Genomic DNA, 21,501 nt, shown 5'->3' with positions numbered 1-21,501 from the left:
GGCGGCTCCGGGCGGCTCCGGCCCCGTGTTCCTCGACGGTGCCCGTCACCGGTTCCCGGTGGCGTGAGCCGGTCACGTCGACGTACGGGGTGCTCCGGCTGGCGCCCGGTCGGGCGGCTCACGGTTGCGGGTCAGCGCCGGATTCGCACCGGCTTCCCCCCGTGGGGACGTGATGACGACCCCCCATGCTACCGGTCGCCCGACCCTCCCCACGGCGGGCGTCTCACGGCGGCGGCCCGGTCGGTGGTGTGGTCGGCGGCCCGGTCGATGAGTCGGTCGACGGCCCGGCGGGCGGGCCGGTACCGGGCGGGCCGGTGTAAGGCGAGGTGCCGGTACCGGGCGGGGTGCCGGCGCCGGGCGCGGGGTCCGCGACCGTGCCGGGTCGGGGCGGGCCCTTGGGGCGCTCCGCGTGGGACCCGCACAGCTCCGCGCTCAGGGTCCGGACGAGGGCGGTGAGGTCGGCCGGCCGGTCCGGTCCCCACCAGTCCCCGAGCAGTTCGGCGAGCGATTCCTCCCGCGCGACGGCCAACGCGTCGGCGGCCCGGCGGCCCCGCCGGGTCAACGTCAGCCCCAACCCCTCCCGTGCGCCGAGCCCCCGCTCCTCCACCTGCCGGGCCGCCGCGGCGACCACCTCGAAGGGCACGTTGCCGCCCTCCGCGAGGATCGACGGCTCCACGACCCCGTGCCGGCGCATCCGCAGCAGCAGCCAACTGCTCGCGGGGAGCAGGTCGTACCCGGCTCGGCGGGTGATGGTCTCGTAGATCCGCCGTCGCCCCTCGCGGGTGCCGAGGACGGACAGCGCCCGTGCGCACTCGTCGTGCGAGGAGCGCTGCACGGGGTTGCTGGCCAGCGTCTCGGTGCCGTCGGGAACGGTCACCGAGCCGCGCAGCCGGTCCTCGTGGAGGAACCAGGCGAGGACGAATCCGAAGAGGGCCACCGGCACCGCGTACAGGAACACGTCGGTGATCGCCGAGGCAAAGGCGTCGAGCACGGCGGGGCGCACGGCCGGCGACAGCCGGTCGAGTCCCCGGGGATCGGCCGCGAGCGACGCCGCGTCCACCCCGGGCGGCAGCGCCTGCCCGCCCAGCGCGGCGGTCAACTTGTCGGTGAGGCGCCCCGCGAAGACGGACCCGAAGACGGCCACCCCGAAGGACGCCCCGATGGACCGGAAGAAGGTCGCCCCGGACGTGGCGACGCCCAGGTCCTCGTACGCGACCGCGTTCTGCACGATCAGCACCAGGACCTGCATCACCAGTCCGAGGCCCAGCCCGAACACGAAGAAGTACGCACTCGTCACGGCCGTGCTGGTGTCCGGGCCGAGGCGGTGCAGCAGCAGGAGGCCCAGGGCGGTGATCCCGGTGCCCGCGACGGGGAAGACCTTCCAGCGGCCGGTGCGGCTCACGATCTGCCCGGACCCGGTGGAGGCGAGCAGCAGCCCGACGACCATCGGCAGCATGTGCACGCCCGACATGGTCGGCGACACGCCCCGGACGATCTGGAGGAACGTCGGCAGGTACGTCATCGCCCCGAACATCGCGAAGCCGACGACGAAGCTGATCAGCGCCGCGAGCGTGAACGTCCGGATCCGGAACAGCTTCAGCGGCAGCACGGGTTCCGCGGCCCGGCGTTCCACCAGGACGAACGCCCCGGCCAGCAGCACTCCGAGCACCGTCAGGCCGATGATCCGCGCCGAGCCCCAGGCCCAGGTGGTGCCGCCGAGGGAGGCGACCAGGACCAGGCAGGCCGCGACCGAGGCGATCAGGAAGGTGCCGAGGTAGTCGATGGTGTGCCGGGCGTCCCGGTGCGGGATGCGCAGCGCGGAGGCGATCACGACCAGGGCGACCGCACCGATCGGCAGATTGACGTAGAACACCCATCGCCAGCTCAGTTGTTCGGTGAGCAGCCCGCCCAACAGCGGTCCGAGCACGCTCGTGGTGCCGAACACCGCGCCGAACAGCCCCTGGTACCGACCGCGCTCCCGGGGCGGGACGAGGTCCCCGACGATCGCCATGGACAGCACCATCAGTCCGCCGCCGCCCAGCCCCTGGAGCGCGCGGAAGCCGATGAGCTGCGGCATGCTCTGGGCGGCCCCGCACAGCGCCGAGCCCACCAGGAAGATCACGACGGCGGTCTGGAAGAGCTTCTTGCGACCGTACTGGTCGCCGAGCTTCCCCCACAGCGGGGTGGCCGCGGTCGACGCCAGGAGGTAGGCGGTGACGACCCACGAGAGGTGGTCGAGGCCGCCGAGGTTGCTGACGATCGTGGGGAGCGCCGTGGACACGATGGTCTGGTCGAGCGCGGCCAGCAGCATGCCGAGGAGCAGCGCTCCGATCGAGACCATGACCGAGCCGCCGAGCCCGTCCTCACCGGCGGCCCGACCCCGCTGCGGGAGGGTTCCGTCCCGCCCCTGCTCACCACGTGTCATGCACACCTCCTGAGCGGATCCGTGCTCTCCGCACCTCCCATCGTGGTGCGTGGACCCGGGTCCGGCCTGTCGGGAGCGGGGGGCGCGGTGCCTGCGGGGCCGCCCGGTTGTCTGCATAATCGCCTTCAACCAAGGGGAGGGGACCCAGACGGTGAACCGACAGACATGTCCACGGTGCGGGATGCCGCAGGGTGCGCAGGCACCCGACGGCTGCGGATGCGCGGCACGTACCGGTGCGACGGCTCGGGGAGCCGGGCAGGGCACCGATCCGACACACCCGTCCGGGCCACCGGACCCGACGCGCCCGCCGCGGCCCGCGGACCCGCAACAGCACACCGAACTCACCGACCACACCGGGCAGTTCGCCCGCCTCCAGGTGCGCCCTTACCTGGGTCAGGGACAGCCGGACTCCCCCACGAACGCCTTCGGGCCCGGCGCCCCGCCCGGCCCTGAGCCCCGACCGGGGCCGCCCCCGCCCGACTCCCCCACCCAGCCCCTGCCCCGAATGGCGGCGGGCGCCGACGGCACGCCCCCGGGGCCCACGCCCGGGGCCTCCCCCACGCCGGGCGCGGACGCGGGGAGGGCCGGACATCCCGCCGCGGGACGGTCGGACGCGCTCCCCGGCCCCATGCCGCCCTTCGACGACGCGGCCGGACCCCCGGCGCAGGTGCAGGCCCCGCAGGGGTACGGGCCGGGGCAGACGCCCTCGCAGGGGCGGGGGCAGGGGTACGGGCCGGGGCAGACGCCCACGCAAGGACAGGCTCCCTCGCCGGGGCATGGTCAGGGACACGGGCAAGGACAGGGACACGGCCAGGCGTACGGTCAGGCGCAGCCGCAGCCCCAGCCACACCCGGCGGACGGAGAGGTCGGGTGGACGGTCGAACAACCGGCGGCGGGCTTCCAGGCCCCCCACGCCCCCGCATCCGCCCCTCCCCCGACCTCCGGTCAGCTCCCGGGACCCGGCCACGGCGTGCCGGAGCAACCCACCATGAGCTTCCCGCACGGTGTCCGCGGCGAGGCGGAGGTCGGCCCGCGGCCGACCCTCGCCACCGACGGCCCGGGCAGCCCCGGGCGGCACCGTCCGGGACCGCGTGACCGGCACGAGCCCCCGGAGCCCGACCCCCGGGCCCGCCGGCGCCGCCTCGCGCTCATCGCCGCTTCGACCGTGGCGGTCGCCGCGGCCGGCATCGGCATGGTCGCCGGCGGGGTCTTCAGCTACGACAAGCCCCGGCACGACAAGGCCCTGCCGGACATCGACACCACCATCCCGGGCACCTCGGCACCGAACGCGGCGCCGCCCACCGGGAAGACCTCGGCGGGATCGACTCCGTCGAACAGGGCGACGAGCCGGGCGCCTTCGACGACCCCCTCGGCGAGCTCGTCCACCTCGACCGGACCGGCCGCCCCCGGAGCCACGACGAGCCCGTCCAAGAGCCCGAGCGAGAAGTCCACCGCCCCCAGTTCCAGCGCTCCGTCCAACTCCGCCTCCCGCCCCGCCGAATCGACACCGCCCCGCTCCGACGGCACCCTGCGCGCGGGCGACCGGGGCGCGGCGGTACAGGACCTCCAGCAGCGGCTGTGGCAGATGCGTCTCTACACCGGTTCGCGCGACGGCGTCTTCAACTCCGAGGTGGAGCAGGCCCTCACCCGCTACCAGATCGCCCGGGGCATCTCCGAGGAGCGCGGCACGTACGGCCCGTTGACCCGGGGCGTCCTGGAGTCCGAGACCTCGTCCTCCGGCGGGGGCGACGGACGCGGCGGCGAGGGCGGCAGGAGCGGCGGCAACGACGACTGACGGCCCGACGGCCTGACAGCGCGGTCAGGTCATCGGGCCGTCAGGCCGTGCGTGAGTGAGTGCGTGCGTGCCGTCAGCTCAGCTCAGGGTGAGTCGGATCGCCCCGTCCGCGGCCCGGTCCACCCGGATCCGGGTGAGGTCGTCGACCTGGACGGTGGCCCCGTGCTCCGCCGCCCGGGGCCCCACTCCGACCACGCGCATGCCCGCGGCCAGCCCCGCGGCGATCCCGGCCGCGGAGTCCTCGAAGACCACGCACTCGGCGGCCGGCACCCCGAGCTCCGCGGCGCCCTTCAGGAACCCCTCGGGATCGGGCTTGCTGGCCCCCACGTCCTCCGCGGTCACCCTCACCCGGGGCAGGGCGAGCCCCGTCGCCCCCATCCGGGCAGCCGCCAGCTCCCGGGTCGCGGAGGTCACGAGCGCGTACGGCACCGCCAGCGCGGCCAGGGCGGCGAGGAAGGCGGGGGCACCCGGCACCGGGACGACCCCGTCCAGGTCGGCGGTCTCCTCGGCGAGCATGCGGTCGTTCTCCGCGTAGTTCTCGGCCATGGGTCGGTCGGGCAGCAGCAGGGCCATGGAGGCGTAGCCCTGACGACCGTGCACGACCGACATCACCGCATCGGGGTCGAGTCCGTACCGGGCGGCCCAACGCCGCCAGCAGCGCTCGACCACGGCGTCGGAGTTCACGAGGGTGCCGTCCATGTCCAGGAGGAGGGCGCGGGTGGTCAGAACGGCGGTGTCCGGCGTCGGTGTGGCCGTCATCGGCATGCTCCAGGGTGAGGGTGGGCGCCACGGAACGCGCTGGCGCACGGAACGGTCAGGACCCCGCGTGCCAGGGTGGGACCGGCGCGGGCGGGGCCCGGTGAGCCCCGGGAGCCCTCAGGGAGGCGCACCCGGTGGACGGGAGGGCCGGTGACCGCGGGGCGCGGGCCCGCGCACGGCAACCGGCCGGTCCGGACGGCAACCGCCCGGACGATGACCGCCCGGGCCGGACCGCCGGCGGGGCCGGGCGGGCGCACGGGCGGCGCAGCGGACCAAGGTGGCCCCGCCCGCTGGTCAGGGAAGGCGAGCGGAACCACTTTGTTCAAACACGGTACAAAACAAACGGCGTGAATGCCACCGTCAGCCGGCCACCGCCTCGTACAGGCTCCAGACGCCGAGGCCCAGCATCAGCAGCGCGGCGATCCGGGTGATGAGCGCCAACGGCACCCGCTTCATCAGCGCCTTGCCGCCCACGATCCCGAGCCCGGCCACGGCCCACAGCGCCAGTACGGCGCCGAGCCCGACGGAGAGCGGGTCGTCGTAACGGGCGGCCAGGTTCGCGGTCATGATCTGCGTGAGGTCACCGAACTCGGCGACCAGGATGAGCATGAATCCGGCGCCGGAGACCTTCCAGAAACTCTGGTCCTCGGGCTGGCGGATCTCCTCGTCCCCGTCACTCTTCTTGAACGCGAGCACGGCCGCGCCGCCGAGGAACAGGACGCCCGTGATGGCGCTGAGCAACCGTTCCGGGAGCAGGGTGAGCACGCTTCCCGCGGCGACGGCGAGCGCGACGTGGACGGCGAAGGCCGCCGCGACCCCGGCGAACACGTACGAGGCCCGGTACCGCGTGCCCAGGACCAGTCCCGCGAGCGCGGTCTTGTCCGGCAGCTCGGCCAGGAAGACGACGCCGAAGACGAGCGCCACCACACTGATGCTGATCAAGGTTCCTCAATCGGTCGGGCTGCCCCACCGAGAGTCACTGCGGACGACGCCCTCGGCACGGCAGCGCTCCACACGCGCACGGGTGTGCGCATGAGCACTGCTGGCCGAAGGTCTCGCTGGCCGGACCCGGTGCACGGGCCCCGCCTCCGGGCGCCGGCTCAGACGAGCTGAGCAGTATGTCGACGGTCCGGCGAAGAGCTACTCCCCTTCTGCTGACCCCATGGTACGCGAGAGCGCCGCGCCCGCCCCAAGGACCTTCGTCACCCCGCACCGCGACCGACCCCCGACCGGCGCGGAGATCCCCGCGCAACCGGACCCGCCGGACAGGGGGCCGCCGTACGCCCGAACCGCCCGGGGCGCGGTCGCCCCACGCAACCCGGCCGCACCGCTCCGACCCGTCCGGCGCACCCGGGGGCGCACCCTCGCACGGCCGCGGACCACCCGCGCACCCCACCGCAGGACGGCGCACGACGGAGCACGGAACCCCCGCTCATTCTGGGAGGATTCACAACTCTTCACCTCTACGCGGAACATGATCCTCCGTTATCCCTCTTGATGTGACGTGCCCATGCCGCAACCCTGTTGTCCGGCACTCACTTTCCGGCAATCCCCGGACGCCACCACGGCCGCGCCCGCCCGGCGCCGCCACCCCATGACGATCAGGGAGCCCTCATGTCCCGTGGCCACGCGCACCAGTCCCCCACCGACACCCCGTCCGCCACCCCGCCTGCGGTCGGCGACCGTACCCGCACCCGCCGGTTCGGCGCCGTCGTGGCACTGACGACCGGACTGTCCGCCATCGCCGCCCTCACCGGCCCGACCGCCCAGGCCGCGCCGCCCACCCCGGTGAACGCGGCCACCGCCCGCGTCTACCTCGCCCAGCTGAACGAGGCCCCCGAGGGCTCCTCGACCGGCTACAGCAGGAGCAAGTTCCCGCACTGGAGCACCGTCTCCGGCACCTGTAACACCCGTGAGGTCGTCCTCGAACGCGACGGCACGAACGTGGTGCAGGACGCCAATTGCGCGGCCGTGTCCGGCACCTGGTTCTCCGAGTACGACGACGCCACCTGGACCCTCGCCTCCGACCTCGACATCGACCACGTGGTCCCGCTGTCCGAGGCGTGGCGCTCCGGCGCCGACAGCTGGACCAACAGCGCCCGCCAGGGCTTCGCCAACGACCTCGTCCGTCCGCAACTGATCGCGGTCACCGACAACGTCAACCAGGCCAAGGGCGACAAGGACCCGGCCGAGTGGATGCCGCCCAGCGCGTCGTACCACTGCCTGTACGCGCGGATGTGGGTGCAGGTGAAGAAGCACTACGCCCTCGACGTCGACACCGCCGAGAAGGCCGCGCTCCAGGGGATCCTCAACTCCTGCTGACACCCTCCCCCACCTGGGGGAACACGCCTCTCGCAGCTCCAAGCGGGGGACCCGCAGGACGGCGGCCACAGCCGCGCCAGCGGGAACCGGCCGGCCCTCCCCTGGCGTTCCGTACCGTACGGGGCGACAGAGGAGAGTGATCACCATCACGGTGCTACGCCTGGGGCCACTGCTGAGGTACGTCGACGACTCGTCGGCGACCGTGTGGATCGAGACGGGCCGTCCGTGCACCGCCGAGGTGCGCTGTGCGGACGGTTCGGCCGGCGCGACCCCGACCTTCCAGGTCGCGGGACACCACTACGCACTGGTCACGGTCCGGGGGCTGACCCCCGGCACCGCCACGGAGTACGAGGTGCTGCTGAACGGCACCCGGGTGTGGCCCCCACCGCACTCCACCCTCCCGTCGGCCACGCGGTTCCCGGCCTCGGTGATCAAAACCCCTGCGGCTCCCGCGGCCGACGGCACCGGCGACCCGAGCAGTCCGGTGCGGATCGCCTTCGGTTCCTGTCGCTGGGCCGCGCAGCCCCCCGGGGAACAGGACCCGATCGGTCCGGACGCCCTGGACGCACTGGCCGCCCGACTGGCCCTCGACCCCGGGGCCGACCGGCATCGCCCCGACGCACTGCTGCTGTTGGGCGACCAGGTGTACGCCGACGAGGTGTCCCCCGCGACCCGCCGCTGGCTCGCCACCCGTCGCGACCTCAGCGAACCCCCGGGCGCCCAGGTGGCGGACTACGAGGAGTACACCCGGCTCTACTACGAGTCGTGGCTCGACCCCGCGGTCCGCTGGCTGCTGTCCACCGTCCCGTCCTGCATGATCTTCGACGACCACGACGTGATCGACGACTGGAACACCAGCGCCGCCTGGCTCACCGAGATCAGATCCACCCCCTGGTGGCGCGAGCGGATCCTCAGCGGTCTGATGTCGTACTGGGTGTACCAGCACCTCGGCAACCTGCCCCCGGACGAGCTCGCCGACGACGAACTCTTCGCCCGGGTGCGCTCGACCCCCGACGGCACGGACGTGCTCCGGGCCTTCGCCGCCGAGGCCGACGCCGAACCGGCGGGGGTGCGCTGGAGCTACCGCCGTGACTTCGGACGCGTCCGGCTGCTGATGGTCGACACCCGCGCGGCCCGCGTGCTGGACGAGGACCGGCGCGCGATGCTCGACCCGGACGAGGCACGCTGGTTGCGGAAGCAGGCCCACGACGCACCCGGGAGCTACGACCACCTCCTGATCGGCACCTCCCTGCCCTGGCTGCTGCCGCCGCTGGTCCACGACGGCGAGGCGTGGGACGCGGCACTGTGCCGGGGCGACCGTGGCGAGCGCTGGGCACGCTTCGGCGAGCAGCTGCGCCGGCGGGCCGACCTCGAACACTGGGCGGCCTTCCCGGAGTCCTTCGCCCAACTGACCTCGCTGATCGCCGAAGCGGGCTCGGGCCCGTCCGCACCCGCAGCGGTGTACGTCCTGTCCGGCGACGTCCACCACGCGTACCTCGCCGAACCGACCGAGTGGCCCCTGGGCACCGACCCCGCGGCCCGCGTACTCCAGCTGACCTGCTCCCCCGTCCACAACTCCTTCCCCGCGCACCTCGCCTGGGCCTTCCGCTTCGGCTGGAGCCGGTTCGCCACCGCGCTCGGACGGGTCCTGGCGGGTCACGGACAGACCGGCGCGCGCGAGCTGAAGTGGGCCAAGCGCGGCGGACCGTGGTTCGGCAACCAGTTGATGACCCTGACCCTGCGCGGACGGGAGTCGTGGCTCCGGCTCGACCGGGCACGGCCGGAAGCGGACGGCGGAGCCCGACTGGAAGAGGTGTGGGAGACGATGCTCACCCCGGCCGCGGGAACACCGGCCGACACGGGGCGCACCACCGGCGGATGAGCCGGATCCGGCCTGCCGGGGCAGCAGCGCTCACCCGGCCCGCCGGGGCAGCGCCGCTCAGGGATCGCACGGGAACTCCACACAGGGACTACACAGGGACTACATATGGCCAAATGTTGAACTTGCAAGCACTCATTAGGTCAACCTAACCTGTGGCTTCACTCGGTTACGTCCCCACCACACCGAAGGAGTCCCCCCATGACTGGACGTCTCAACAACGCCCAGCCCTACGCTCTCGGCCTGTTCCGCATAGTCGTCGGCCTGCTCTTCGCCTGCCACGGCGCCGCCTCCCTCTTCGGCGTCCTCGGCGGCGCACACGGCGGCGGCACCATCTCGGCCGGCACCTGGCCAGGTTGGTACGCCGCGGTCATCCAACTCGTCGGCGGCGGCCTGGTCATGATCGGCCTGGGCACCCGCGCCGCGGCGTTCATCTCCTCCGGCTCCATGGCGTACGCCTACTTCAAGGTGCACCAGCCGGAAGCCCTGTGGCCGCTCCAGAACAGCGGCGAAGCCTCGGCGATGTTCTGCTGGGCGTTCCTGCTGCTGGTGTTCACCGGCTCGGGGGCCTTCGGTCTCGACCGGCTGCTCTCCTCACGGTCGCGGAACGAGGAGGGAAAGCAGTCCCGGCAGGAACCCGCGGCGGCCTCCGCCTGATCCGCTCCCCCGGGGCGCTCAGAACCTGCATGCCACAGACCGCAGACCGCACACCGCTCGCCGGGAGACTCCGGCGGTCGGGGCACCGGTAGCCGAGGCCGAGCCCCGAGCCCGACCTGACACCCAGCACGGCATCCGCCCACCCCTCTCGGCCCGGCACCACCGGGGTCGGGCGCCCGACCCGGCGCCCGATCCGGGCGCCGGGAGGGTAGTGGGCGGCGGGACGGTCGTGGGAGGCGGGACGGTCGCGGGCGGCGGAACCGGACAGGAACCCAGCCCCGGCCCGGACCGCCCCGTGCAGCACCTTCGAGCCCGCGCGGCACCCCCATCCCCATCGCCGCGCGGGCCCGCCCGCCTCACGGGCCTTTTACCTCACACCTGCGCTCACCTCAAGAGCACCATCAAGCCATCCTCCCGCCCGCCGAGAGTGAACACCGCGTGGAGAACATTTGAGCCCCCGGTGGATCACAGGAACGAACCTCCGCGTACGCTGTATGGCTGTCACCAAGCGCCGCCCCTGCCGCACCACGCGACATCGCGGCATCGCGATGCCGACCGGGGGAGATTCGGTGCTGGAGAGTATGGGCCCATTGACCGGGAGCTCATGGATCTACGCCATTGTGGCGATTTCCGTCCTTTTTGATGTGTTCCTACCGATGCTGCCCAGCGGCGTCCTCGTGATCACGGCGGCCACGGCCGCCGCGGCGGGGACCGGGGCGGCCACCGGCCAGGTCCCGCACGACGTGCCGGACATCCTGGCACTGATCCTGTGCGCCGCGACCGCGTCGGTCCTCGGCGACTTCTGCGCGTACCGGCTGGCCCGGCGCGGCGGTGCGCGGTTCGATCGGGCCATCGCCCGCTCCCGCCGGCTCACCTCCGCACAGGCCCGGCTCGGCTCGGCGCTCGCACGGGGCGGCGGGCCCCTGGTGGTGATCGCCCGGTTCGCCCCGGCGGGCCGTTCACTCGTCTCACTCGGCGCCGGCGCCGCACAGCGCCGCAACCGCGACTTCCTGCCCTGGTCCGCACTCGCGGGCATCGCCTGGGCCGGCTACAGCGTGGGGCTCGGCTATGTGGGGGCGCAGTGGCTGGGCGCGACCTGGCTGGCGGCCGGGGTGTCCCTGCTGGCGCTCTTCGGGGCGGGAGCCGCAGCGGCGTACCTGATGCGACGCCCCGTCGCGACCACCACCGGCTGAAGCCCTCCCCTCGGCACCCGGACCCGGGCGGTCACGGCCGGCTCACCCGGCGAGTGCCGTCGACCACCGCCCCCGGAGCCCGGCCGTGAGGGCTCCGGGGCCCGGACGGGAACTCAGGAGTCGGGGTCAGGCCCAGGAGGCAGGTCAGGCTCAGGGGCCGGGCCGCCGGGCTTAGGAGCCGGGCCGGGCTCAGGAGGCCGCGGCCGAAACGTGAGCCTTGCCCGCGGACCGGCCCCTGACCTCAAGCCCGGCCAACAGTTCCGCCGTGGCCGCGGCCACCGCCTCCACAGCGGCGTCGAACACCTCACGATTATGGGCGGCCGGGGCCCTGAAGCCGGAGACCTTCCGCACGTATTGCAGCGCGGCGGCCCGGATCTCATCCTCGGTGGCCTCTTCGGGGATGACGGGCGGACGGAGCGTCTTGATGCTGCGGCACATGACCCCAGTCTCCCTCCACGGACCCGACGGCTCCAAGCCCGCACCGGCATGACGGCGCACCCCCGCCACCCCCCACGCCGCGGGGGTCCGCCACGACTCGCTCGATAAATTCGAACAGGCGTACCATTCCTGCGTGGCTGCCACCTATGACTTCCCGAGCGACCTCCTGGCCGGCCAGGAGGAACTGCACCAAGTACGCGCGGAGCTCATCGACCTGCTCAAGCGCCTCCCCTGGTCGGTGGAACCCCTCGACGGCTTCAGCGACGAGACCAGCTGGCGCAGAGTCGAACGCCCCGCTTCCCCCGGCTGGACCCCCGACGAACAGGCTCAGGTGGAGAAGCTCCGCGCACGAGAGCGCGAACTCGCCGTCTTCGTCACCTGTCACCGCTACTGGGCCGAGGTCACCGCCCCCGACCAGGTCAACGCCCGAGCCGCCCTGAAGCACGCCCACGGCGCCCCGCCCGGCCCGCCGCCCTGAGCGGCAGTAAGGCACCGGGACCCGCGCGTACCGGCTCACCCACCTCGCCCGCCCGACGCGCCCGCTCTCCGGGATTCCGCGCACACGAAAACGGCCCCCGGAGCCACGTACTCTCCAGGGACCGTTCCGACGTCACACAGCATCAGATCGGTCGGGGATCACACCAGCACGACCGATTCCGGTGGGCGCGGACGGTTTCGAACCGCCGACATCTGCCTTGTAAGGGCAGCGCTCTACCACTGAGCTACGCGCCCGGGATGAGTCGACAGCCTACCTTGCTTCCTGCCGGGCCCCACAAACCCATTTCCCGCAGCGGCCGGGGGTTATCCCCACCCCAGATCCGGTAGGGACCCCGATGCCCGTGCGGACCGTTTCTCCCTATCGTCGAATCACGCTCCGGCGGCGGCCCGCGAGGCCCGCCGGCCCACCGACCCGCGAGGCACCTTGCGTACCGCTTCCGGGCACCGGAGCCGCACAGCGGTACCGGGGAGTGCCGCTACGGATCGTTCGTCCCAGGGGGATATCCATGACCGCACCGATCGCCCATCGGCGCCCGCGTCGCCGCCGCACGGCGCTGCTCGCCGCCACGGGAGTCACCGTTCTCGCCCTCACCGCCAGCGGCTGCGCGAGTGACCCGGAGGACGATTCCTCCCCCGACCGACGCTCCTTCGCGCTGTCCGGCAAGACGCTCACCGTCGATTCCGACGACTCCAGCCTCGAACTCGTGCCGACCGACGGTGACGAGGTCGAGGTGACCCGCTGGATCAAGGCCCGGAAGCTGATCGGCTCCAAGTCGACGTTCAACTGGCGGATGGAGGACGACCGTCTCGTCCTGCGTCGCGACTGCTCCGGATTCATCGCCACCTGTGGTGTCAAGCACCGCATCGAAGTCCCCCGCGGGGTGACCCTCGTCGTGAAGAACGACGACGGCCCGGTGCGGGCCTCCGGCTTCCGCACCTCCGTGGACATCAGCACCGACGACGGCTCCGTGAAGGTCGAAGACCTCAGCGGCCCCCTCACCCTCCGTAGCGGCGACGGCAGCATCCGCGCGAGCGACCTGCATTCCCGCGAGATGGCGGCCCATACCGAGAACGGGTCGCTACGGCTGGCTCTGACCTCCGTCCCGGACCGGGTCACCGCGCGCAGCAACGACGGCTCCGTCTCCGTCACCCTTCCCGGCCGTGAAGGCGACGCGACGGGGTACAAGGTGTCCGCGAAGAGCAATGACGGGAGCGTGAAGGTGTCCGTCCCCCGCGACGACAGCAGCCACCGCTCCGTCTCCGCCCACAGCGACAACGGAAGCGTCACCGTGCGGAACGTGAACTGAACGCCCCGTGTGTTCGTCCGTACCAGGTGGGACAATGACACTGGGCACGGCGGACCACAGCACGGGAGAGGTAAGTGACGGCGACACCCAGACAGCCGTACACACCGACAACACCACAGGCGTTCAACATCCCCCATCCTTCGGACACCCCTGACACCTCGGACGGCTCGGCCGGCGCGGGCAGTCCGGGCAGTCCGGGCAGTCCGGGTAGTCCGGGTAGTCCGGGCGACTCAAACGGCGCGGGCAGCCCGGACGGGCACCGCCCGGCAACAGCAGCCGGGGCACTGGCCCACGCCTTCGCACCGGCCACACCGAGCGCACCGGCCGCATCCGCTCGTGCCACGGTCGACCCGCGGACCCGTGACGGCCGTAGCGGCTCCCCCGCTCGGAACGCCCTCGCACGCTGCCTGCTCCCCCTCACCTTGCCCGTCGCCCTGTTCGCCGTGGCGGCCGTGGCCCTCCCCGGCGCCTTCAACGGCGGCGGCACCCGTCGCTGGTTCGGCGGGCGCGCCGAGGGCCAGCGAGCCCAGGCCCAGGCCGCCAAGGACGCCGCAGCCGCCGCCTTCTACGAACTGGACACCGCGCAGCGCGACCTGCGCATCTCCATAGAGACCATCACCGCCGTCGACGATTCGCCGGCCGCCCGGCGTGCCGTTGCCGACTTCGCCGCCCTGAGCGGACGCATCGACGACGTCAGCCACCAGTACATCGCCGCCGTCGACGCCCATGACCTCGACCGTGACGATCTGGAGGCGTCCACCGCGTCCCGGGCCCGCACCGAACTGGCCCAGGCCAAGGACGCCCTCACCAAGGTCAAGGAGGAACTGGACCGCTTCTCCCAGGGCCTCGGCCCCCTCCTCGACAAGGCCGAGACCCAGCTCGCTCGTCTGGCACCCGCCGTCGAGCGTGCCCGGCAGGCGCTCCTGACCGCCACGACCGCCCTCGACACGACACGTGCCTCCGGGCTGAAGGCGGACGACCTCGCCGCCCGCCTCGCAGCGCTCGCCCCCGAGTTGACCAAGCTCAACCAGGGAGCGGGACGCCACGGGGTCCCGGAAACCCTCCACCGCGCCGAGCGGGTCACCCGCGACGCCGAAGCGGTACGCGTGGCGGCCGAGCGACTTCCCGAGCGCGCTGCCGAGATCGACCGCCGGCTGGTCTCCCTGCGCACCCGTGCCGAGGCCCTCACCACCCGTGCCGAACAGGTGGAGCCGGTACTCAGCGAATTGCGCCGCCGCTTCACCATCGCCTGCTGGCAGGACCTCCAGCATGTGCCGGGCCAAGCCGCAGCCGACGTCCGTCGGGCTGAGGACAAGCTCGCCGAGGCCCAGACCGCGCGTGACGCTCAACGCTGGCCCGATGCCACCTCCCTCCTCTCCACCGTCCGCGCCCTGCTCAACGCCACGGACGAAGCAGTGTCCGCGGCGGGCAACCGCCTCCAGCGGTTGAACGCCGTCTCCAAGAGCCCCGAGGACGAGATCGAGCGCACCCGCTTCGCCATCCGCGATGCCCAGCGCCTCGCCATGGCCGGCCGCCACACCCCCGATCCCCGCCATGCACGCCCCCTGGACGAGGCCGTTGCCCGGCTGGAACGGGCCGTCCAGACCCTCCAAGGGCGCCACCCCGACTACTGGCACTTCCTGACCGAGACCGAGGCCGTGCGCCAGCAGGTGGCCGCGGTGGTGTCCCGCATCCGCGAGGACCGCGGCACCAGTACCTGACCTCTCCCCGTCCCTCCCTCCGCTCCCCTCCCGTGCCGCCGGCTCCTGAAGCCCGCCGTCAGGTGTCACTCGCGCACCACCTGAGCGGCCTGGACACGGCCGCTAACCTGTTTCCATGCCTCGCTACGAGTACCGCTGCCGGACCTGCGGCGACACCTTCGAAGTCAGTCGCCCCATGGCCGAGTCCTCCGCACCCGCCGACTGTCCGGCGGGCCACGACGACACGGTGAAGCTCCTGTCGACCGTCGCCGTCGCCGGAAGCTCCGCCGCCCCGTCGCCCCCTCCGTCCTCGGGCGGTGGCGGTGGCTGCTGCGGAGGGGGCCGCTGCGGCTGACCCGGCGTGGCGCCGTGCCTCCGGGCACGGCGCACCCGGCTCACGTCCCCAGGTAGCGGAGCACCGCGAGCACCCGGCGCGAGTACCCCGACCCCCCTGCGAGTTCCAACTTCTCGAAGATCGCGTTGATGTGCTTCTCCACGGCGCTCTGCGAGATGTGCAGACGACCGGCGATGGCGGCGTTCCCGTGCCCTTGCGCCATCTCCGCCAAGACCTCCCGCTCCCGCGCGGTCAGCCGGACGAGTTGATCGCCGTGGGAGCTACCCCCCAGGAGCTGACGCACCACCTCCGGGTCGAAAGCCGCCTCTCCCCTCGCCACCCGTGCCAAGGCGTCGAGGAACTCGTCCACTTGCACCACCCGGTCCTTCAGGAGGTAGCCCACTCCTCCCGCCTGCCCGGACAGCAGTTCCCTGGCGTAGCGCTTCTCGATGTACTGGGACAGCACGAGCACCCCCACCGTGGGCCAGCGTTCGCGGATCTCCAGGGCAGCGCGGAGCCCTTCGTCGGTATGGGACGGAGGCATCCGCACATCAGCAACGACCACGTCCGGGCGTTCCTTGGCGATCGCCTCCAGTAGCGCCTCGGCGTCCCCCACCGCGGCCAGGACCTCGTGTCCCTCGTCCGCCAGGAGCCTGATCAGCCCCTCTCTCAGCAACGTCGAGTCCTCCGCGAGCATCAGACGCACGGCAGCTCCACAGTGATCTTGGTAGGCCCTCCGGGTGGGCTCCGCACCTCGAACGTCCCGTCCAGCGCTGCGACCCTTCGGGCCAATCCGGTCAGCCCTCCGCCCTCGGGCACCGCACCGCCCTGGCCGTCGTCCTCGACCGTGACGTACAGCCGGTCGCCCTTCTCCTCCCCGATCATGACCACTATCTTGGTCGCGTTCGCGTGCTTGACCGTGTTGGTGACGGCTTCCGCGACCACGAAGTACGCGACCGCTGCGACTGCCTTGGGCGGCGGATACATGACGTGGTAGCCGAGGAGCACCGGTATCTCCGAGCGGTCCACGACCGTGCTCAGCGCCGCTTCCAGGCCCGCCTCGTCCAGCGCCGCGGGGTACACCCGCCAGGCGACCTCCCGTAGATCCACCAGAGCACGGTGGCTCTCCTCGTGCGCCTGGCGGAGCAGCACGCTGGTGCGGTCGGGGTCATCGCCGCGCCGCGCCCGTCCCAGCAACATCCCGAGGGCGACGAGGCGTTGCTGCACCCCGTCGTGGAGATCACGTTCGATGCGTCGGCGTTCGTCGTGCACGGCATCGACCACCCCGGCCCGGCTGGCGAAGAGTTCGTCGATGCGTCGGCGCAGTTCCTCCTCCGGGCTGGGTCCGAGGAGGTGCGTGATGAGTCGGCGTTCGAGCATGGTGACCCCGAGCACGCCCTGAACCGCCAGGAAGAGCAACAGGAGCCCACCGATGACACTGAGCATCACGTCGTCGGGGTGTCTCACCTCCATCACGATCCAGCCGAAGGTCAGGAACACCCCGTACCCGAGGCCGAGCACCAGACAGCCCAGCACCGCACCACCGAGGAGCCCCAAGGGCCAGCGGGCGGCGATGTAGCGCAGTGCGCGATCATCGCCGTCCGGCGCCCCGTACAGTGGAGGCAGCCGGGTCCGCTGGTACGCCGCGAGTCTCGCGCGTTCCCACGCCACGAACCGCCGCCCTATCCTGTGCACAGGTCGTAGCACGGTGTGGTGGCCCCGGGGCCAGGCGCGCAATGGCAGGAGGATGAGTCCGGCGAGCACGACGAAGACCAACTCGACGACTGCCGTGCAAGCGCCGAGTGCAAGTCCTGTGACGAGCTTGAGCCCGCCGCGTACGGCTGTGTTCACGTCGCTCACAGTAGCCAGCCGCAAGACACCCGCACATTGCGGAAAACCGCACTTCTTGACTGTGGCGCGCACCACCGAAAGCTTGTGGTCGGCTTCAGTGTGCATTCAGCTCGCATTTTCTACGGTGGAGTCATGATCGAAAGCAGCGCTCCGCAATGGATCAACAGCCTGATGGACGAGCTCGGGGCTCCGGGCGCCGGGCTGGCCATTGCACTGGAGAACCTGTTCCCTCCCCTGCCCAGCGAAGTGATCCTGCCGCTCGCAGGGTTCGCGGCGAGCACGGGGCAGATGAACCTCATAGCGGCCCTGTTGTGGACCACGGCGGGATCGGTCGTGGGCGCACTAGCCCTGTACGGCATCGGAGCGGTGCTCGGCCGCGACCGCATGATCGCGATAGCGGCCAAGCTTCCGCTGGTGAAGGTCGCGGACATCGAGAAGACGGAGGCGTGGTTCAACCGTCACGGAACGAAGGCCGTCTTCTTCGGACGGATGATCCCGATCTTCCGCAGCTTGATCTCCATACCCGCGGGTATCGAGAGGATGTCACTGCCCATCTTCCTGGGCCTGACGACACTCGGTAGCGCGATCTGGAACACCATCTTCGTCCTCGCCGGGTACCTCCTGGGTGAGAACTGGACGGAGGTCACCGGCTATGTGTCGGCCTACTCGAAGGTCGTCCTGGTCCTGGCGGTTCTCGCGGTGGTCGCCTTCATCGTGGTGCGGATGTTCAAGCCCGGTCCGGGGCAGCGGCGCGGGTCAAGCTCGTCAGGATCTGCTCGCCGGCAACGACCCCCCTCTGCGGAAGAGCTGTGAGGTGGGGGGCCTGCCAGTTCTCGTCGGCGAGTTCACCGTGGCCCGGCCGCCAGGCCAGGTCGGCGGCGAGCAAAAGGTCGGCGTCGAGCAGCGAGTCCCCTGCCGCAAGGATGCGGGTGGCCCCGGTGCGCCGGGCCACCTCCCGTACCGCCGCGCTCTTGGTGAGCGGCTTCGGCACGACGTAGATCTTGCGGCCCTGTAGCGAGACCGTCCAGCCGCGGTCCTCGGCCCATGCCGCCAGTTCCTTGACCCACTGTGCGGGCAGCAGGGCACGTTCCACGACCAGGTAGGCGAAGAACTCGTCCGCGACGCGTTCCTTCAGGAGCCAGGCGGGGTCGGCGGTCTCCCGCAGATGGGCACGGATCTCGTCGAGCGGGGCGCACTCCGCGGTGACCTTGCCGAGGACGTACCGCTGCCAATCCCGGTCGGGGTGTCCGTCCACGAGGATCTGACCCCCGTTGGCGCAGATCGCGTAGCGGGCGTCGGGGCCGGGCAGGTGGATGCGGCGGTACTGCGCGAGAGTGCGGGTTGTGGTGGGCACGAAGTGGGTGGTGCGGGCCAGTTCCGCCAGGAGCGCGGCGGCGGTCTCGGTCAGGTAGGACAGCGGCTTGCCCTCGTAGACCTCGACGCACAGCAGACGGGGTGCTTCGACGTCGGGCATGCGCAGGCCGAGCGCGGCGGCCGAGTAGATCAGGGTGCGGTCCAGGTCGCTGGCGACGAGGACCGGGCGCCGGTCGGCATCGGCGGTCGAGCGGTCGGGTGCGGTGCTCACAGCGAGGTCACCGCCTTGCCGTCGGAGCCGGTCGCGCCACGGGTGTAGTGCGGGTGAATGAGCCCGACGCAGCTGTAGGGCAGGTCGTGGACCTCCTCGACGGGGACGCCTCGCTGTTCGGCGAGGAGGCGTACGTGTTCCAGGTCCGCGCCGGCGCCGTGCCGGGCGAGGATCTTCCAGGGAACGCGACGGAGCAGGACCCGCGTGGTCTCCCCCACCCCGGGCTTGACGAGGTTGACGTCGTGGATGCCGTACTCCTCACTGATCCGCTCGACGGCGGCCCACCCTTCCCAGGTGGGTGCCCGGTCGGCGGTGAGCATCTCCTTCACCTGGACGTCGACGGTGTCGACGACCTCGGGGAAGTGGGTGGCGATCCGGTGGAGGAAGTCATGGGAGACGTCCGCACCGGCCAACTCGCGGTAGTACTTGGCCCCGTGGTAGTCGTCCGGTCCCACGAGGTCGGCGCGCAGGACGGTGCGGGACACCAGTCCGGAGACCGTGGAGTTGAGGCAGGCCGAGGGGATCAGGAAGTCCTCGCGGGTGCCGTAGGTGCGTACGCAGGCCCCGGGGTCGGCGAGAACGGCGATCTCGGGGTGGAACCCGTGGACTCCGGTGGCCTCCTGGAACTCCTTGAGCGCCTGGGCGAGTTCGCGGGTGATGGCCCCCTTGCCCGTCCAGCCGTCCACGAAGACGACATCGGTGGGGTCGTGATGGGTCGCGAGCCAGCGCAGGGCGTTCGCGTCGATTCCCCGGCCCCGCACGATGGACACGGAGTAGTGGGGCAGATCGATGCCGTAGCGGTGCAGGGCCCAACGGCGCATGAGGATGCCGACGGGGGTTCCGGCACGGGCGAGGGAGACCAGCACGGGGCGGGGAGAGCGCTCGGCGAGGACCAGGTCCGTGACGGTACCCACGGCCTGGGCGATCCGGCGGGCCGAGACGTCCAGGGCGCTGTGGAAGAGCTGCTGGTACTGCGGGCTCGGCTGGTACTCCACCGGTAGGGACTCCGCGTAGTGCGCCCCTCCTTGCTGGATCGCTTCCTCGCGTTCCTCGGTGGGGGCCTCCAACGTCACGGAGGACAGGTCCTGGAGCAGCCAGCCGACGTCTTCGGGGGCGTATGAGGAGAAGGCAGGGCCGCGCAGGGGCTCGGGGAGCAAGGAGGGCCTTTCGGAGGTGGGGGCCGCGGGGTGCGGAACATGGGACGGTACGACGGCGAGGACGACCCGGGAGGTGTGGCGCGTGAGGAGGGCGAGCAGGCCATCGGGGGCGTGCAGCGCAGGGGTGTCCGCCACCGAGTCGACCACGAGGACGACGGCGTCGAAGCCGGCACCGGCCACGTTGTAGGCGTAGCGGTCGCCGGGGCCGTCGCCGGGGCCGTCGTGGGCGGGGAAGACGAGGCTGCTGCGTATCGCATAGCCGGGGTCGTCGACGGGGAGCACGGGCGAGCGCGTGGTGGTCGAGTAGCGGACGTCGGCGAAGCCGAGTTCCTCCAGCGCGGTGGCAAGGCGCAACGGGGCGTACATCAGCTCTTCGAAGCCGAGTACGAGGACCCGGGGCCGGTCGACCGGATCGCCGTCCGCCGTGGGAGCGCCGTTCCCACGCGGGAGATGGGCGGCCAAGCCCTCGGCCAGGCCGGGAAGAGCGGCTTCCAGCCGGGCTCGGTGTTCGGGGGTGAACCCGTGGCGACCGCCGTCGGGCACCCCTGCGGGCCAGCGCAGTTCGGCCCGGGCCACGGACGCGGGCGGAGCGGCCTCCGCTGGATCGGGGCGCAGGTGGCCTTCGATTCCGGGGTGTCCGGTTCCGGGATGTCCGGTTCCGGGCGCGGTCTCGTACTGGGCGACGAGGGCACGGCCCTTCTCCAGGACCCCGTCGGGCAGCCGGACGGTGCCCGAGGCCGCGGCCACGAGGTCGACCCGCGCGCCGATCTCCCCGGCGAACGCGTCGAGCCGCCCGCGGTCCCCGGGGGAGCGCATGTCGACCAGGGCGACGATCACGTACTGCTGGCGGGGGTAGCGGGCGTGGAGGGCGCGCACGGTGTTGAGGACGGTGTTGCCCGTGGAGAACTCGTCGTCCACCAGGACCAGGGGTCCGTCGCCCGTGAGGAGGTCGGGATCCGCCGGGAGCAGCAGGTGGCTGGTGGCGTGGGAGTGCGCCTCCTCGAATCCCGCGGCTTCCGCGACGCCGGCCACAGGGCGCCGGGTGGAGTGCAGGTAGGGGGCGACGCCGATGCCGTCGGCGACGCAGTGCCCGAGCCCCGTGGCGGTCTCGGCGTAGCCGAGGACCACGGCCCGGGGGGCGATGTCCTCGCCCAGGAGGTCACGGACCCTTCGGCCCAGGTCGTACCCGTACCGGTGGACGATCGCCGGCGACTGGGGAACGTGTTTGCCGAGCACGTTGGACACGAGCAGGTGGGCCCGCTTGGGGTTGCGGCGCAGCGCGAGTCCCAGCAGCTCGCGGAGCGCTGCGCCGCCGTCGAGCCCTTCCTGGGGCGCGCCGGTGTCCCCGGTCGCGGGCGGGTCCGCGGTCGTGCTGGGGTGGAGGGTGACCGGCGCACCCCGTCCGCTCCCCCGGCCGTCCTGCGTGCTCTGTCCCGTCCCAGCACCGGTCCCACCGGTCCCACCGGTCCGGGCACCGTCGGCGGTGGCCTCCGGTCCGTCGGGAGCGTCGGGGCCGCCCCCGGCCGGGGCGGCCCCCACCAGTTCGATCCCGAGCCGTCTGGCGACCCACGTCCCCGTCCACACCACGTCGTCCACGCTTC

The 21,501-nt window shown here is 72.2% G+C and carries 18 protein-coding genes, 1 tRNA gene and 1 riboswitch; of the genes, 10 read left to right on the top strand and 9 right to left on the bottom strand.

The window, feature by feature from the left end:
• Nucleotides 1–87: 87 nt before the first annotated feature.
• Nucleotides 88–159: riboswitch (cobalamin riboswitch) on the bottom strand.
• 64 nt (nucleotides 160–223) lie between these two features.
• Nucleotides 224–2,341, bottom strand: coding sequence for an MDR family MFS transporter (locus ACFV88_RS09905; RefSeq protein WP_385488039.1), 2,118 nt, complete (start codon nucleotides 2,339–2,341; stop codon nucleotides 224–226).
• A 1,072-nt stretch (nucleotides 2,342–3,413) separates the two neighbouring features.
• On the opposite strand from ACFV88_RS09905, the gene ACFV88_RS09900 reads away from it, so the two are divergent.
• The gene (locus ACFV88_RS09900; protein ID WP_385487965.1) at nucleotides 3,414–4,220 is read left to right on the top strand and encodes a peptidoglycan-binding protein; all 807 of its coding nucleotides are present in this window, start codon (nucleotides 3,414–3,416) and stop codon (nucleotides 4,218–4,220) included.
• A 78-nt stretch (nucleotides 4,221–4,298) separates the two neighbouring features.
• Here the strand turns inward: ACFV88_RS09900 and ACFV88_RS09895 are convergent, their stop codons facing one another.
• Both ACFV88_RS09895 and ACFV88_RS09890 read right to left on the bottom strand, forming a co-directional pair.
• Nucleotides 4,299–4,985, bottom strand: a complete 687-nt coding sequence (locus ACFV88_RS09895) for an HAD-IA family hydrolase (protein WP_385487963.1) — start codon at nucleotides 4,983–4,985, stop codon at nucleotides 4,299–4,301.
• Nucleotides 4,986–5,339: 354 nt separating this feature from the next.
• Complete coding sequence (locus tag ACFV88_RS09890) at nucleotides 5,340–5,921, bottom strand: TMEM165/GDT1 family protein (RefSeq protein WP_385487960.1); 582 nt, start codon at nucleotides 5,919–5,921, stop codon at nucleotides 5,340–5,342.
• 672 nt (nucleotides 5,922–6,593) lie between these two features.
• Here ACFV88_RS09890 and ACFV88_RS09885 point away from each other — a divergent pair.
• The 4 genes from ACFV88_RS09885 (at nucleotide 6,594) to ACFV88_RS09870 (ending at nucleotide 11,030) form a co-directional block, all read left to right on the top strand.
• Nucleotides 6,594–7,301, top strand: coding sequence for a DUF1524 domain-containing protein (locus tag ACFV88_RS09885; RefSeq protein ID WP_385487958.1), 708 nt, complete (start codon nucleotides 6,594–6,596; stop codon nucleotides 7,299–7,301).
• Nucleotides 7,302–7,446: 145 nt separating this feature from the next.
• On the top strand, nucleotides 7,447–9,183 hold the full coding sequence (locus tag ACFV88_RS09880; RefSeq protein WP_385488036.1) for an alkaline phosphatase D family protein: 1,737 nt from the start codon (nucleotides 7,447–7,449) through the stop codon (nucleotides 9,181–9,183).
• A 198-nt stretch (nucleotides 9,184–9,381) separates the two neighbouring features.
• Nucleotides 9,382–9,837, top strand: a complete 456-nt coding sequence (locus ACFV88_RS09875; RefSeq protein WP_385487955.1) for a DoxX family protein — start codon at nucleotides 9,382–9,384, stop codon at nucleotides 9,835–9,837.
• 569 nt (nucleotides 9,838–10,406) lie between these two features.
• The gene (locus ACFV88_RS09870; RefSeq protein ID WP_385487953.1) at nucleotides 10,407–11,030 is read left to right on the top strand and encodes a DedA family protein; all 624 of its coding nucleotides are present in this window, start codon (nucleotides 10,407–10,409) and stop codon (nucleotides 11,028–11,030) included.
• Nucleotides 11,031–11,219: 189 nt separating this feature from the next.
• On the opposite strand, the gene ACFV88_RS09865 is transcribed toward ACFV88_RS09870, so the two are convergent.
• A complete protein-coding gene (locus ACFV88_RS09865; RefSeq protein ID WP_385487950.1) occupies nucleotides 11,220–11,468 on the bottom strand; it encodes a DUF2277 domain-containing protein in 249 nt (82 codons plus the stop codon).
• A 133-nt stretch (nucleotides 11,469–11,601) separates the two neighbouring features.
• Here ACFV88_RS09865 and ACFV88_RS09860 point away from each other — a divergent pair, with 133 nt between their 5' ends.
• Entirely contained in the window at nucleotides 11,602–11,946 is a 345-nt protein-coding gene (locus ACFV88_RS09860) for a hypothetical protein (RefSeq protein WP_385487947.1), read from the top strand.
• Nucleotides 11,947–12,128: 182 nt separating this feature from the next.
• On the opposite strand, the gene ACFV88_RS09855 is transcribed toward ACFV88_RS09860, so the two are convergent.
• A tRNA-Val gene (locus ACFV88_RS09855) sits at nucleotides 12,129–12,200 on the bottom strand.
• Nucleotides 12,201–12,472: 272 nt separating this feature from the next.
• Between ACFV88_RS09855 and ACFV88_RS09850 the strand changes: the two genes are divergently transcribed.
• The 3 genes from ACFV88_RS09850 to ACFV88_RS09840 all read left to right on the top strand — a co-directional run bounded on the left by ACFV88_RS09850 (nucleotide 12,473) and on the right by ACFV88_RS09840 (nucleotide 15,328).
• On the top strand, nucleotides 12,473–13,273 hold the full coding sequence (locus ACFV88_RS09850) for a DUF4097 family beta strand repeat-containing protein (protein ID WP_385487944.1): 801 nt from the start codon (nucleotides 12,473–12,475) through the stop codon (nucleotides 13,271–13,273).
• Between the two features lie 407 nt (nucleotides 13,274–13,680).
• Nucleotides 13,681–14,994, top strand: coding sequence for a hypothetical protein (locus tag ACFV88_RS09845; RefSeq protein ID WP_385488034.1), 1,314 nt, complete (start codon nucleotides 13,681–13,683; stop codon nucleotides 14,992–14,994).
• A 115-nt stretch (nucleotides 14,995–15,109) separates the two neighbouring features.
• Complete coding sequence (locus ACFV88_RS09840) at nucleotides 15,110–15,328, top strand: zinc ribbon domain-containing protein (protein ID WP_385487941.1); 219 nt, start codon at nucleotides 15,110–15,112, stop codon at nucleotides 15,326–15,328.
• Nucleotides 15,329–15,368: 40 nt separating this feature from the next.
• Here ACFV88_RS09840 and ACFV88_RS09835 read toward each other — a convergent pair whose 3' ends face one another.
• Together ACFV88_RS09835 and ACFV88_RS09830 are read right to left on the bottom strand one after the other, a co-directional pair.
• Nucleotides 15,369–16,004, bottom strand: a complete 636-nt coding sequence (locus tag ACFV88_RS09835; RefSeq protein ID WP_385488032.1) for a response regulator — start codon at nucleotides 16,002–16,004, stop codon at nucleotides 15,369–15,371.
• Nucleotides 16,004–17,158 carry a sensor histidine kinase gene (locus ACFV88_RS09830; protein WP_385487938.1) on the bottom strand — a complete coding sequence of 385 codons (1,155 nt, stop codon included), beginning with the start codon at nucleotides 17,156–17,158 and terminating at the stop codon, nucleotides 16,004–16,006. Before ACFV88_RS09830 ends, ACFV88_RS09835 begins: the two co-directional genes overlap by 1 nt.
• A gap of 132 nt (nucleotides 17,159–17,290) precedes the next feature.
• Between ACFV88_RS09830 and ACFV88_RS09825 the strand changes: the two genes are divergently transcribed.
• Nucleotides 17,291–17,971: a DedA family protein gene (locus ACFV88_RS09825; RefSeq protein ID WP_385487935.1), complete on the top strand. Its 681-nt coding sequence runs from the start codon at nucleotides 17,291–17,293 to the stop codon at nucleotides 17,969–17,971.
• Here the strand turns inward: ACFV88_RS09825 and ACFV88_RS09820 are convergent.
• Together ACFV88_RS09820 and ACFV88_RS09815 are read right to left on the bottom strand one after the other, a co-directional pair.
• Nucleotides 17,886–18,632: an HAD family hydrolase gene (locus ACFV88_RS09820; protein ID WP_385488029.1), complete on the bottom strand. Its 747-nt coding sequence runs from the start codon at nucleotides 18,630–18,632 to the stop codon at nucleotides 17,886–17,888. The genes ACFV88_RS09825 and ACFV88_RS09820 overlap by 86 nt on opposite strands.
• A gap of 107 nt (nucleotides 18,633–18,739) precedes the next feature.
• Nucleotides 18,740–21,496 (bottom strand): phosphoribosyltransferase, encoded by a 2,757-nt coding sequence (locus tag ACFV88_RS09815; protein ID WP_385487932.1) that lies wholly within the window; start codon nucleotides 21,494–21,496, stop codon nucleotides 18,740–18,742.
• Between the last annotated feature and the right edge of the window lie 5 nt (nucleotides 21,497–21,501).

This window comes from Streptomyces sp. NPDC059816 (genome assembly GCF_042732055.1).
Lineage (GTDB): Bacteria > Actinomycetota > Actinomycetes > Streptomycetales > Streptomycetaceae > Streptomyces.
Note: the sequence above shows the minus strand (reverse complement) of the source record. Positions and strands in the feature narration are given on the sequence as shown.